The 12,499-nt window shown below is 48.0% G+C and carries 17 protein-coding genes and 1 pseudogene; 14 read left to right on the top strand and 4 right to left on the bottom strand.

Annotated features, from left to right (window positions below; all coding sequences use genetic code 11):
- The first annotated feature begins 2 nt into the window (after positions 1-2).
- Positions 3-299, top strand: coding sequence for a hypothetical protein (locus CG67_RS04655; protein ID WP_025901819.1), 297 nt, complete (start codon positions 3-5; stop codon positions 297-299).
- Positions 300-455: 156 nt separating this feature from the next.
- Here CG67_RS04655 and CG67_RS04650 read toward each other — a convergent pair whose 3' ends face one another.
- Positions 456-1,325, bottom strand: a complete 870-nt coding sequence (locus tag CG67_RS04650; protein WP_025901818.1) for a DMT family transporter — start codon at positions 1,323-1,325, stop codon at positions 456-458.
- Positions 1,326-1,783: 458 nt separating this feature from the next.
- Positions 1,784-2,401, bottom strand: coding sequence for a LysE family translocator (locus tag CG67_RS04645; protein WP_025901817.1), 618 nt, complete (start codon positions 2,399-2,401; stop codon positions 1,784-1,786).
- 65 nt (positions 2,402-2,466) lie between these two features.
- Here CG67_RS04645 and CG67_RS04640 point away from each other — a divergent pair, with 65 nt between their 5' ends.
- The 7 genes from CG67_RS04640 to CG67_RS04610 all read left to right on the top strand — a co-directional run bounded on the left by CG67_RS04640 (position 2,467) and on the right by CG67_RS04610 (position 7,040).
- Positions 2,467-3,405: a LysR family transcriptional regulator gene (locus CG67_RS04640; protein ID WP_025901816.1), complete on the top strand. Its 939-nt coding sequence runs from the start codon at positions 2,467-2,469 to the stop codon at positions 3,403-3,405.
- Positions 3,406-3,450: 45 nt separating this feature from the next.
- Positions 3,451-3,777, top strand: a complete 327-nt coding sequence (locus CG67_RS04635; RefSeq protein ID WP_025901815.1) for a DUF1493 family protein — start codon at positions 3,451-3,453, stop codon at positions 3,775-3,777.
- A 418-nt stretch (positions 3,778-4,195) separates the two neighbouring features.
- A complete protein-coding gene (locus tag CG67_RS04630; RefSeq protein ID WP_025901814.1) occupies positions 4,196-4,660 on the top strand; it encodes an STM2901 family protein in 465 nt (154 codons plus the stop codon).
- Positions 4,654-4,992 carry a DUF1493 family protein gene (locus CG67_RS04625; RefSeq protein ID WP_025901813.1) on the top strand — a complete coding sequence of 113 codons (339 nt, stop codon included), beginning with the start codon at positions 4,654-4,656 and terminating at the stop codon, positions 4,990-4,992. Before CG67_RS04630 ends, CG67_RS04625 begins: the two co-directional genes overlap by 7 nt.
- Before the next feature lie 166 nt (positions 4,993-5,158).
- A complete protein-coding gene (locus tag CG67_RS04620) occupies positions 5,159-5,986 on the top strand; it encodes an RNase A-like domain-containing protein (protein ID WP_025901812.1) in 828 nt (275 codons plus the stop codon).
- 4 nt (positions 5,987-5,990) lie between these two features.
- On the top strand, positions 5,991-6,281 hold the full coding sequence (locus tag CG67_RS04615; RefSeq protein WP_025901811.1) for a contact-dependent growth inhibition system immunity protein: 291 nt from the start codon (positions 5,991-5,993) through the stop codon (positions 6,279-6,281).
- Between the two features lie 465 nt (positions 6,282-6,746).
- Positions 6,747-7,040, top strand: coding sequence for a contact-dependent growth inhibition system immunity protein (locus CG67_RS04610; RefSeq protein ID WP_025901810.1), 294 nt, complete (start codon positions 6,747-6,749; stop codon positions 7,038-7,040).
- 45 nt (positions 7,041-7,085) lie between these two features.
- Here CG67_RS04610 and CG67_RS18015 read toward each other — a convergent pair.
- Positions 7,086-7,275, bottom strand: a pseudogene (locus tag CG67_RS18015) (DNA methyltransferase); the annotation flags it as partial.
- 156 nt (positions 7,276-7,431) lie between these two features.
- Between CG67_RS18015 and CG67_RS04605 the strand changes: the two are divergent.
- The 4 genes from CG67_RS04605 to CG67_RS04590 all read left to right on the top strand — a co-directional run bounded on the left by CG67_RS04605 (position 7,432) and on the right by CG67_RS04590 (position 9,494).
- Positions 7,432-8,001: a TetR/AcrR family transcriptional regulator gene (locus CG67_RS04605; RefSeq protein ID WP_025901809.1), complete on the top strand. Its 570-nt coding sequence runs from the start codon at positions 7,432-7,434 to the stop codon at positions 7,999-8,001.
- 54 nt (positions 8,002-8,055) lie between these two features.
- Positions 8,056-8,532 carry a DUF1348 family protein gene (locus CG67_RS04600; RefSeq protein ID WP_025901808.1) on the top strand — a complete coding sequence of 159 codons (477 nt, stop codon included), beginning with the start codon at positions 8,056-8,058 and terminating at the stop codon, positions 8,530-8,532.
- A 174-nt stretch (positions 8,533-8,706) separates the two neighbouring features.
- The gene (locus tag CG67_RS04595) at positions 8,707-9,171 is read left to right on the top strand and encodes an STM2901 family protein (RefSeq protein ID WP_025901807.1); all 465 of its coding nucleotides are present in this window, start codon (positions 8,707-8,709) and stop codon (positions 9,169-9,171) included.
- Positions 9,165-9,494: a DUF1493 family protein gene (locus CG67_RS04590; protein ID WP_025901806.1), complete on the top strand. Its 330-nt coding sequence runs from the start codon at positions 9,165-9,167 to the stop codon at positions 9,492-9,494. The genes CG67_RS04595 and CG67_RS04590 overlap by 7 nt, the downstream gene beginning before the upstream one ends.
- A gap of 249 nt (positions 9,495-9,743) precedes the next feature.
- On the opposite strand, the gene icd is transcribed toward CG67_RS04590, so the two are convergent.
- A complete protein-coding gene (gene icd / locus CG67_RS04585) occupies positions 9,744-10,994 on the bottom strand; it encodes an NADP-dependent isocitrate dehydrogenase (RefSeq protein WP_025901805.1) in 1,251 nt (416 codons plus the stop codon).
- Between the two features lie 346 nt (positions 10,995-11,340).
- On the opposite strand from icd, the gene rluE reads away from it, so the two are divergent.
- Together rluE and CG67_RS04575 are read left to right on the top strand one after the other, a co-directional pair.
- Positions 11,341-11,955, top strand: a complete 615-nt coding sequence (gene rluE / locus CG67_RS04580) for a 23S rRNA pseudouridine(2457) synthase RluE (protein WP_025901804.1) — start codon at positions 11,341-11,343, stop codon at positions 11,953-11,955.
- Between the two features lie 59 nt (positions 11,956-12,014).
- Entirely contained in the window at positions 12,015-12,473 is a 459-nt protein-coding gene (locus tag CG67_RS04575; RefSeq protein WP_025901803.1) for an NUDIX domain-containing protein, read from the top strand.
- The last annotated feature ends 26 nt before the right edge of the window (positions 12,474-12,499 follow it).

Below are 12,499 nucleotides of genomic sequence, written 5' to 3'. Positions count from 1 at the left end.
ATATGAGTGAGTACCTTGCGCATTATCAACATGACGGTTCACAGGCTCCGGGGGTGGTCGGGTCACTGACGGGATACCTTACCATCGCGTTCTCTGAAACCCGGGATAACTCCGGCCTGAGCCGGCCACCGGGTGCTGCCCCGACCTTTAATAAACAATGCTTGCTTTCCGGACATCTGTACAGTGCCCCCCTGACTCACCTTCGAACACTGTCCGGACATGTCCCCGGGGTCACCAATTCGCCAGCTAAACTCTTTTGCCCCTTCCTGCCTGAATGGCTGGCGGATACGGGAAAGTAAAGAATGCCGGTGAATACGGAATGTGGATGAGGAGAACATGACGGGAAAAAAAGGGCTCATTTCAGAGCCCGCACTTATCTTTCGGTTGTAATGGTAATCACTCCGGATTACCTGCGACGAATAATCGCATTAACGAACCTGGAGGACTTCAGCAGATTAATGTTGCCCATCAGTCCGTTGAGAGCGTCGGGTCCGATTCCGGATCTTATTTTTCTGAGCCGCATTACTTCCGGGACTGATCCCAACCCCCAGAATAACAAGTGCCATGGAAACCCATTGTAACAACGTATAATGAGTTCCCTGAATCACCTCTGCAATGGCTAACCATACGAACGCTAAATTTGTCAAAATGGATACTTTTGCAGAAGCTTCAGGGGATGTTACAGCAATAGTAAGAACCTGTATTCTCAATGCTGCGATCCCACCGACCACTATCACTGGCCACCAATGTATCGGCAATGATGGCCTGTAAATCGCAATGAGTATAATGATGACCAGCACTGAAAGTAAGTTATAGACCGAGCTGGTTGTTTTAGGATTTTCACCTCTATCCGCCAACAGACCCAATATAATAAAAGATGCCGCATAAGCAAGAGCTGAAGTTAACGCTAAAAACTGCCAAATAGCAAAATGTAACCCGCCTTTATGTTCGGAAATTATCGTCAGAGCGACACCAACAAAGGCAAGTATTGCACTGAGCCTTGCCCGGTTTTGTTTTACAGCATAGAACGTTGCGAAAATGGGGGCAGTATTCAATAGCATTGACGCATCTGCAGCACTTGCGCCGGGAGTCGCCAGGGCGATGTAATATCCGGCAAATGCCCAAATCCCGGCAGCTAACCTGATCCCATGAAGCGTAAAAGGCGCAACAGGTTTCAGCTTAGGAGGGGATAATATTATCCCGACGATATATTGCCCCAATAACAACCAAAGAGGACTAATATAATCATTGCTGGAATAAGAAACTACCCAGGCAGTTGCAGCAGATAACAAGCTTGCGAATACACCCAGTATAATACTTTGCATTACTTAATACCTGACTGCACGAAAAAAGGAACCGGTACCATTACTTTAAAAAACTTTCCTTCGATTCTTATCCTCATAGGGCCTTCCTTAGAGAAAATTAATCCTCTTATAGTAACCTTATTGATGTCACTAAATCCAATAATAACACTTACTTAAACCCGGAAGCACTATGTTACAGAACCATTGAATATTAAGGAAATCCGGTGTGGAATATCGTTTAAAAACAATCCGACAGTTTTTTCCGCCGGTATGTCTGAATACCACGATGCCAGCGGTAAGGCCCGGGTTGTGGTCAGCGATGAGAAAATCTGATATTCAGGCCGGTTAGTTGAAAGCGCTTTATAACCTTAGGAAAAATACCGTTTTATGCTGCTGTATAACTGACCCGGGAAGTGCCCCTCCTGCATGTTAACTCCCCTGCAATATTGACTATCTATTGTTTTAATCGCCGTGATGGCTTAACGCGTCCCGGAGGCGACTGCCAGCAGCACACCAAAAATCACCAGCAATCCACCAAAAGTTCTGTCTATCCAGTGACGCACCGCCAGAAAGCGCTCACGGATCCCTACCGCAGAAAAGCAGAGTCCCACGAGGCTGAACCAGACCATGTGAGTCACCGAGATAAAAAGTCCATACCCGATTTGCACCATCAGCGGGGTTTCAGGCTTTACTACCTGCATAAACAAACTGACGATAAAAATAGTTGTTTTGGGATTCAGCACATTGGTCAGGAAGCCAGTACGTAAAGCTCCCGCATCTGACAGGGGTACCAACCGCTTATCCGTCACTGCACCGCCCGCCTTTGTGCGAAGCATTTTTATGCCCAGCCAGAGAAGATAAACAGCGCCTGCCAGCTTGATGCCGTTAAACAACCAGAGCGACCGTTGTATCAGCAGCCCTACGCCAAGCAAGGTATAAGAGACGTGGACAAGCACACCCAGTCCAATCCCGAATGCCGTCAGCAGTCCCGCGCGACGGGAAAGCAACAAGCTGTTGCGTGAAACCATAGCAAAATCGGGACCGGGGCTGATAACAGCGAGTATTGTTATAGTGATTACAGCTAGCAGTTCAGTCATAATATCTTCCTCTGTAACTTAATGAATGTACCGACTTTACTGTACATAGCCTCCGGTGAATAACGATGTTATCTGACAAAGATTGTGAGTCTGGATCACCATTCGCGTCGGCACGTCTGCCGTCTCTGATCGCCTTACGCAGTTTTGAAGCGGCGGCACGCCACGAAAACTTTAGCCGGGCCGCCACTGAGCTGCATATCACCCATGGCGCGGTCAGCCGGGCGGTTCGGCTGCTTGAAGAGGAGCTGGGCGTTCCGCTGTTTGAGCGGCGCAACCGGCGCGTCTTTCTGACCGATGCCGGTCATAAACTTGCCAGTGCGGTCGGCGAAGGGTTAGACGTCATGCAGCAGGCTGTTGATGCCTTGCGCGCCAGCGTACGGCAGCGCCAGCGGTGGGTACTTTCCTGCGAACCCACACTGCTAATGCGCTGGCTGCTACCTCGCTGGCCCGCGTTCCAGGCACAGCATGCAGGGACTGAGATATGCCTTGCGGCCGGTGGCGGGCCTTTTTCATTTGCCGGCGGCCTGGACCTGGCGATCCGGCGCGATGACTTTGACTGGCCGGAAAGCTATTATGCCGCGCCTCTCTTCGCAGAGAAGGTAGGACCGGTATGTCGCCCGGAGAAAGTTTCCCGCTGGTTTACCGCTAATGCCTCCGGCTCCGTCCTTACCCCGGGGACTGAGTGCCTGCATACCCGCACACGCCCCGATGCATGGCAGGCGTGGGCCCGCGCCGCAGGTCAGCCTGCAGTCGGCCCGGGAGGCCAGAGTTTTGATCATTTTTACTTTAGCCTGCAGGCCGCCGTTGCCGGACTTGGCGTAGCCATTGGTTCGTGGTATCAGGTCTGTGACGATCTTGAGAGCGGCGTTTTGTCTGCTCCGTTGGGTTTCGCAGAGGACGGTTCCCGCTACTACCTGCTATCTCCGGAGCCGTTTGAGCCTGGCAGCCTGCAGGCAGACCTGCTTGTCTGGCTTCGTACCCTGAATGACCCACTACAGGTATAGGCCACGACTGATAACAGTCTTGAAATAAATTGCAGAGGAAAGGATATGCTGACCGATGAAAAAGTCCTCAATTGCTTTCGCCGGGAGCTACCGGTGGTTAAATCGTTACTGATGAAATCCATTCCACTTGATGCAGATACCATTCTGCAGGAATATGCTGAAGCGGAAGACCTGGCGCTTGCGATAGATAAATTCTCTGAAGAATTTGATATTGATGTCTCATCATTAAATATTGAAAATTATCTCCCGTGGAATATTCCGTGGTTTTTCCGAAGCTGGTTTACCCAAAAACCAGTAACCCAATCCAGAAAACCGCTCACCGTCAGAATGTTCGCTGAATCCGCAAGATCAGGCCGATGGTTATATGATTAACCCTCTCTATCCGGGAGCGACGACTCCCGGACCTTGTTTTCAGATGCCTTCTGCAGCAAACATTCGGGAATTTTTAATACGTTAAAACAACAGCTGGCTTCTGTTCTTTAGCCGGTCGTTATTGGGGCATAAGGCCAGGAAATATCTGCAGTACCAGTATCCACTCTGCTCAACTGAATACTGTAGCGTTCCCGGCAGTTTAATAGCCTTATGCTTCAACATCGCCTAATGATGAGTAACTTCCACACTCCCAATTAAAAGCATTGTTGCAAGCGGCGCTCAGGCGCAATCTTGCCTCAGTTCCCAATGGTTAATCAGATTTTTGCTACAAAAATATCTGGAGCCTGTAAAAGTAGCAATTGTACAAAATTTGGTCTTACCGTAAGGTAAATATGACCGGGGAAGATAGGGAGATCATATGGACACGGTTGCAGAACTAAATGGAGCTTATTTTTTCGCAGGAAGATCTAACCTCAAAGCAAGCGAACTATTTTTCATGATTTTTTGTGAAAAATTTGTAGGGCCGTTTGGGTTAGGGGTAGCTGATTTTTCCGCTGTTGTAGCTTTACTGGCTGGAAGGAATGATCAGCCAACGAGAACCAAGCCTCGCGATGCAATCGACGGAATCTCGCACCTATCAAAAGCATCACGCAGAGCCTTTGGCAACGCTAAATTACCGTACGGGATCAGATTACCAACCTTCATCGGCGGTTACACTCCCTGGACAATGAAACCCCTAATGGTAGCCAAAGTAGGTACGTTTGTTGGCCGAACTATTCCTGTCATTGGCTGGGTAATTTTAGCCTCTGACGTGTCACAAATTTCATATAAAACCGTTCGTGATTACAATAAAATTGCCAGGGGTAATGATAAGGTATGGTAACAGACGAAGAGGTTCTTGAATTTTTTCGTAACGAGCTATCAACTCCGCTTAACCGGAAGTGGCGTCCGATCCCTCTGGAATTAGACACGCATCTACAGGACTATTGCGCTCCCGATGAACTTCCTTATGTGATCGAAGATTTTGGTCAGAAATTTGATATTGATGTTTCTAAAATCAATATGAATCGTTACTGTCCGATAATAAAAATACCATTACTGAAGCGATTAACTGAAGGCCGTGAAATCATGAAAAAAATAATCTCTGAGCGCCCTCCATTCACGCTGAGAATGTTTGCTGAATCTGCCAGAGCAGGACGCTGGTTATATGATTAAGCCTTACTTTCCGGGAGCGACGACTCCCGGACGTTGTTTTCAGATGCCTTCTGCAGCAGATATCCGGGAATTTCTAATACATTAAAACAACAGCTGGCTCTGTATTTTTAGCCAGAAAAATGGAAACTCACTGAACATATATCTTCTACTTACATGAGGATTAATCATGGATGATGGCATAAAAATCGTGATTTCTCCGGTTCAGCTTGCTGCAGTGCTGACCGATAGCTCAGTCACAGACGGTGAAACGCTAAGTAATCGTCTTTATGGAGGGCTGGGACTTGTAATGGGGACGTTGGAGCTTGCTGGCGCGAGCGCATTGTGCATGGTGCCGGAACCCACCGGCCTGACCAAGGCTGCATGTGTCGTTATTGGAGCCCATAGTATGGACAGTATTAATACTGCTGTACGGGTTTTTTCAGGTCAAAATGTACAAAGTGCAACTTTCCGTTTAGCCGTTGCTATGGCTAAAAAATTCGGCGCTGATGATGACACTGCCTGGAACATTGGATTAACCGTAGATGTAGGTGTGCCGGTAGCTTTTTCTCTTGGGCTTGGAGCTGTGAGAATAGTTTCTGTTCGGGTGGGAAGAATCCAACTGATCCAGCATGAATCAGCACCAGGGGGGAAACCCGGCGGCCATACGATATCAAGGCATGTTGCTAAAACACAGGAAGAATTAGCAAAGCGCCTTGAACGCACTGAACATCTGATACGAAAGCCTGACATAGTCAGTTCATTTAGTAATATCAACCTTGCAGAGAAATCCATCGCTAATGCGTTGAAGGTAAATAAAGAGTGGATAAAAATTTGGGCTTCACGCCAGGCGCGGCATAATCTGATTATTACCTACGATACCGGAAAAGTCATTGATTACTCACTGTTCAGAGGCAGTGACAAGCTGATATATACTACTAAAGTAAAGGTTGTACTTAAATACGAAACCTATAATGACAAGCCATATTATATTTTAACCGCATTTCCGGGGATTTAAACTTATGCTTTCAACTACCCATATTGATATTATGATTGAAGGGTCACTTAATCAGGATTTCGATTATATTACCGGAGCTGAAACTATTGATGATGCCATCGATATCTATACAAAAGGGCTGGCTACCCAAGACCATCAGGATTTGAAAAAAGAAGTGTTAGCATTTCTGTGTAGCGATGACAGTACTATCAAATCAGAATTCAAAACGCGTTATTTTAATTATTTTTCACCAGAGGAAGGCAAAGGATTGCTTTTGCGCGTACTTGAGGGTCTGGAAAAAGCGGAGCAAAAGTAAGAGTGGGTTCCCTGGAGATTCATTAGCCTGGTTCATCAGGTCAGACCGGCTGGTCGCTACAGCGACCTTGTTGCCGGGATTCTAACGAAATGATAGCCTCCGGTTGCCCGGCCCCCCAATTAAAGTGACTTTCTCGCTGATGACGCCCTTAAGTAAATAACCAGTGTTTATCCCTGTGACCGGTTGACAAGACTTAGTGTGAACCGTTCTCTTAATACCGTCAGCTCATTTACCGATATCAATATGACAGAGCGCATAGTTACCGCAGTTTTAAGAACGATATCGCTAAATATTAAGGCCAGGACTATTACCGGGGGAGGAAACAGGCGACAAGGTCGGTAGTGGTACCAGGATGGACAGTAGTAAACTTGGTTCAACGTCGAATCGCCATAGAGTTCCGGAGTATAAGCCTTATAACGGTAAACCCTGGTCCATTCTCACAGCCTTCCCGACAGGATAAAAACGATGAAAACATCCTTTCCGTTAATCAAAAATCTGATGGGTGCGTATCTCAATCAGGATTACGATTATATCTGTGAAACAGATTCTATTGAAGGTGCGATGGATTACTATATCTCCGATTGCCCGGCCGGAGTTCTCGCCGAACTGATCGATGAATTTGAACTCTTTCTAAGTAATTACCCGGATAACCCGGACAAAGCGTTTGAGGAAATTTTTCAGCCCGGAATCATTATTACGGATATACGGGCATTCTTCGGAGTCTTTACTCACAAAATCATCGGGGCTGGTAAGAGGTAATTATCGCCCCTGGTTACTACTTTCTGATAAGCCGGTTTGGTGTTCTCAGGAGACTGGACTCATTTTCCGCATCTCATGGACTGTAATATCGAATCGTTCACTCCCGGGTTCCAGCCCTGATGCCCGGCGACCGCAGTGTAATGCCGCTTTAATCGTTGAACCGGATCCCATAAAGAAATCAGCCACCAACTCACCGGGTCTGCTGCATATCCGCAGGCTTTTCACAGGGATGTTTATACGCCCTCATGCCCTCCTCCTGAAATGTCGTATTACTTCTGTTTCTGATATCTGAAAATCAGACTTGTTAGCTCAATTTAGCCCGGGAGGTAATGCCCTGAATCTTCCATTCAGAAAAATTGACCAGGTAGAATGGTCGTTCTACTATTTAAATATGAAAATGAACACAAGTAATACTAAGCAAAAAATTCTGCAGACCGCTGAGCTACTCATCTATGAGAACGGTATTTATGCAACAGGCATGGACCTTCTGGTTAAGACCTCTGGCGTTGCAAGGAAAAGTATTTATCACCATTTTTCGAACAAGGGAGACGTAGCCGCTGCAGCGCTGAACAGACGCCACGAACGCTGGATACATTGGTTCAAGGCTGAGTCTGATAAGGGAAAAACTGCTCAGGATCGCATCCTGAACATGTTTATTGTCCTGAAACGCTGGTTTGAGTCCGATGGTTTCCGTGGCTGTGCGTTTATCAATACGGCCGGAGAAATTGGGGACCCTGATGACCCTATTCGGCAAATAGCAAAAATACATAAGCAAAAATTACTGGATTATTCCTTTGAACTTGCCGGACAGCTGAACGCAGAACACCCAATGGTTTTGGCCAGACAGTTACTTATTCTGATAGAGGGGGCTATCACCACAGCATATGTCATGGGTGACGGAAGTGCAGCCGACAACGCCAGGGATATTGCTAAGCTTTTGCTGGAACGGGCCTCTTCCTGAGGTCAGTATTTCGAACATATATATTATATTTAAATAAAATTCAGGAATTTCATCATGACTGATTCAAAAGTACGCCCACCATTTCCTCCTTTTACTCAGGAAACAGCCCTTGAGAAAGTCCGACTAGCTGAAGATGGCTGGAACACCCGCGATGCTGTAAAAGTCGCATCGGCTTACTCGCCGGATACCAAATGGCGAAACCGTGCTGAGTTCGTGAATAATCGTCAAGAGGCACAAGAATTTCTTGACCGTAAATGGAAGAAAGAACATGAGTATCGCCTTATTAAAGAGCTGTGGGCGTTTAGCGGTAACTGTATAGCAGTTCGCTACGCATATGAGTGGCACGATGACTCTGGTAACTGGTTCCGCTCTTACGGAAACGAAAACTGGGAGTTTGCGGCTGATGGTCTGATGAAGCGTCGCTTCGCATGTATAAACGACATGCCCATCAAAGAGAGTGAGCGCAAGTATTTCTGGCCGTTGGGACGTCGTCCGGATGAGCACCCGGGCCTGTCGGACCTGGGACTGTGATCCACGTGACACCGAAGATTACTGTTATGGCTATTTCCCCATATCGGTCTGAAGCAGAAAGATGATACTTGTGAGGCGGATGAGAATTTTGTATTTAACACTGTAAAAACAACTATTGTACAAAATTTAATCTTTTCGTAAGGTGAATCTGACCTGTGAAAACAAGGAGACCCTATGGATACGGTTGAACAACTTAATGGGACGTATTTTTATGCAGGAAAATCAAATCTGACTGCTTCTGAACTTCTGTTTATGATTTTCTGTGAAAATACAGCAGGTCAGTTCGGTATCGGTATCGCTGATTTCGGTGCAATTGTCGCTATTGCCTCAGGGAGAAACAATATAAGCACCAGAGGTAAATTAGCCAACACGACCAAAGGGACATCTTATGCATCAATCGGAGCAAGAGCTTTATTCGGAAAAACTAAATTCCCTTTAGGTATTTCATTACCTACCTGGCTTGGCGGTTACACACCGTTAACTGCTCGTCGGGTGATGGTCCGTAATATTGCACCCTTTATTGGTCGCTCAATTCCTGTGTTTGGTGTGATCATTCTTGCCTCTGATGTAACACAAATTACCTACCGCACCTTACGAGACTACAACATCATAGCCCGGGGTGGTGATAAATTATGGTAGACGTAAGTATTGAGCACAGAGTTTATGAGTTGGTGAGGCCTTATGCCGGCACTTATCTATTTAATCTAAAAAAGGTAGAGCTAACGCCTGAAACTGATCTGGATACCGATTTAAGCATTGACGAATTTGAAGTTGAAGATCTTATGAATGACTTTTTCCAAAAATTCAATGTCGCACGTGGCAATTTCAGGATTGAAACTTACTACCCTGCGGGACCCATATCATGGAATCCTTTCAAAAAGACTTCACCCATCCTTGTCCCGGACTTCACTATCGGCATGCTTATCGAATCAGCAAAGGTCGGGCGCTGGTTATATGATTAACCCCTCTGCCCTGAAGCTATTGTAAGCATCCCTGCAAAAAGCACCATTCACATATAGAAGTCATCCGTCATCATCCAACCCAAATGACCATATTTTGGTATTAAAAAGTAAGGAATGCTGATGGAATTCGGGCTGTAGGTCGGGGGGTTTTGGGGAAAAGTTTTGGGGAGAATTTTGGGGAAAGTGTTGAGGGCAAAAAAAACGGGCTCTTTTCAGAACCCGTTCTTATGTATCGGCGGTGTGGCCGGATTACATATGGCTGATGATCGCATCACCAAACTCTGAGGATTTCAGCAGCTTAGCGCCGTCCATCAGACGTTCGAAATCGTAGGTAACGGTTTTGGCCGCGATGGCACCTTCCATACCTTTAATGATTAAATCGGCCGCTTCGGTCCAGCCCATGTGACGCAGCATCATTTCTGCGGAAAGGATCACTGAGCCAGGGTTAACTTTATCCTGGCCGGCATATTTTGGTGCGGTTCCGTGGGTGGCTTCAAACAGTGCACATTCATCACCGATGTTCGCTCCCGGAGCAATACCAATCCCGCCCACCTGTGCTGCCAGCGCATCTGAAATGTAGTCGCCGTTCAGGTTCATACAGGCAATCACATCATATTCTGCCGGACGCAGCAGGATCTGTTGCAGGAAGGCATCGGCGATAACGTCTTTGACAATAATGTCTTTGCCGGTGTTCGGGTTTTTAAAGGTCATCCACGGGCCGCCATCCAGCAATTCACCGCCGAATTCTTCTTTCACTAACTGGTAGCCCCAGTCTTTGAAAGCACCTTCGGTGAATTTCATAATGTTGCCTTTGTGAACCAGCGTCAGGGAGTCGCGGTTATTAGTAATGGTGTATTCCACCGCTGCACGCACCAGTCGCTTGGTACCTTCTTCAGAACACGGTTTGACCCCGATACCACACTGCTCAGGGAAACGGATCTTCTTCACACCCATTTCTTCACGCAGGAAGTTGATCACTTTATCTGCTTCTGCGCTGCCGGCTTTCCATTCGATACCGGCATAGATATCTTCAGAGTTCTCACGGAAGATGACCATATCAGTATCTTCAGGACGTTTTACCGGGCTTGGGGTCCCGCGGTAGTAGCGGACAGGACGCAGACAGATGTACAAATCGAGTTGCTGACGCAGTGCCACGTTCAGAGAACGGATACCGCCGCCTACAGGAGTGGTCAATGGGCCTTTAATGGCAACGCGGTATTCTTTGATCAGGTCCAGGGTTTCCTGTGGCAACCAGACATCCGGGCCATACAGCTCAACGGATTTTTCACCGGTGTAGATTTCCAGCCATGAAATCTTACGTTTGCCCTGGTAGGCTTTCTCTACCGCGGCATCAACGACTTTTAACATTACCGGAGAAACATCAACACCAATTCCGTCCCCTTCGATGTAAGGGATCACCGGGTTTTCAGGAACAACCAGTTTACCCTGCTGCAGGGTGATTTTCTGACCTTCCGCCGGAATGACAACTTTGCTTTCCATCAACCTCTCCTTCGAGCGATTTTATGTTAATGATTTGTAATGCGCCGGGAAATATTACTGCAATTCTCCGGCAATAGCATGCAAAAAAACCGAACCTGTCGGACGCTTTCCTGTGTCACGCATACCAAGAGTATTACCCCAAAAAGTGGTCGCTGATAAGTCTTTTATTCACATCGCGTCGGATTCACCCGCCCGATGTGTGATGTCTGCCGCGGAAATACGGCTCAGAGTAAGTGCTCGAAAAACCAGCAGTTATTCTCCCTGCGCCCGTCTCCTGTGCTTTCTGCTGGTGTCTGCCCTTGCAGTTCAGGCTATACTGCCGCGACGCCCCTAAAGAAGTAAGATTATGCAAAATAAATCCCGACCCGCGCGACGCCCACGGCGTCCTGCTGCCGTGACCAAAGAGTCTGCCCCCCGCAGAGTGATACTGTTTAACAAGCCGTTTGATGTCCTGCCGCAATTTACAGATGAAGGTGGCCGTCAGACATTAAAAGCGTTTATCCCCGTGGCCGGGGTTTATGCTGCCGGCCGTCTGGATCGGGACAGCGAAGGGCTGTTACTGCTGACCAACGATGGCAAACTGCAAGCCCGGATGACACAACCGGGAAAACGCACCGCAAAAATTTATTACGTTCAGGTGGAAGGTGAACCTGACGAAGCGGCTCTGCAGCGTCTTCGGGACGGTGTGGTGTTAAAAGATGGCCTGACGTTACCGGCCGGCGTCGAAAAAGTCTCTGAACCGGCGTGGCTCTGGCCCCGTCAGCCACCGATCCGTGAACGTAAATCTATCCCGACCCAATGGCTGAAAATTGTTCTTCATGAAGGACGTAACCGGCAGGTGCGTCGGATGACTGCCTTTATCGGCTTTCCGACCTTGCGATTGATCCGCTATGCCATCGGCAGTTATACCCTCGATAATCTCGGGAACGGTGACTGGCGTGAAGTATCCCCCGCGGTGTAAGCTGACCATTCTGCCCGGTACCGGTTGCCGGGGTCGGTCACTTTAAACCGGAGGTCATTATGTTCAGTCCGCATATCACCGTTGCCTGCCTTGTCCATGCCGAAGGTCAGTTACTGGTCGTTGAGGAAGACGTTAACGGCAAGCCAACGCTTAACCAGCCCGCCGGGCACCTGGAAGCGGATGAAACTCTGTTACAGGCAGCCTGCCGGGAACTGTATGAAGAAACCGGTCTGAAGGCAGAACCGCACTATTTTCTCGGGGTTCATCAATGGATCGCCCCGGATAAGACGCCTTTTATCCGCTTTCTTTTCGGCCTCGACCTCCCCTTTTGTGCGGAAACCGCCCCGCAGGACAGCGATATCACCCGCTGTCACTGGCTGTCGCCCGGGGACATCCTGCAGGCAAAGAACCTGCGTTCGGTGCTGGTTGCAGAGAGTGTCCGTCTCTGGCAGCAGGGCGAACGTTATCCGCTCAGCCTTGTCTGCGCGTTCAATTGGCCTTCCTCCGGGGATGCGTAACCGCAGGCATCATGGTAGAATGTGCC

This window comes from Tatumella sp. UCD-D_suzukii, assembly GCF_000611875.2.
Taxonomy (GTDB): domain Bacteria; phylum Pseudomonadota; class Gammaproteobacteria; order Enterobacterales; family Enterobacteriaceae; genus Tatumella; species Tatumella ptyseos.
This window is presented reverse-complemented; position numbering and strand designations above follow the sequence as displayed.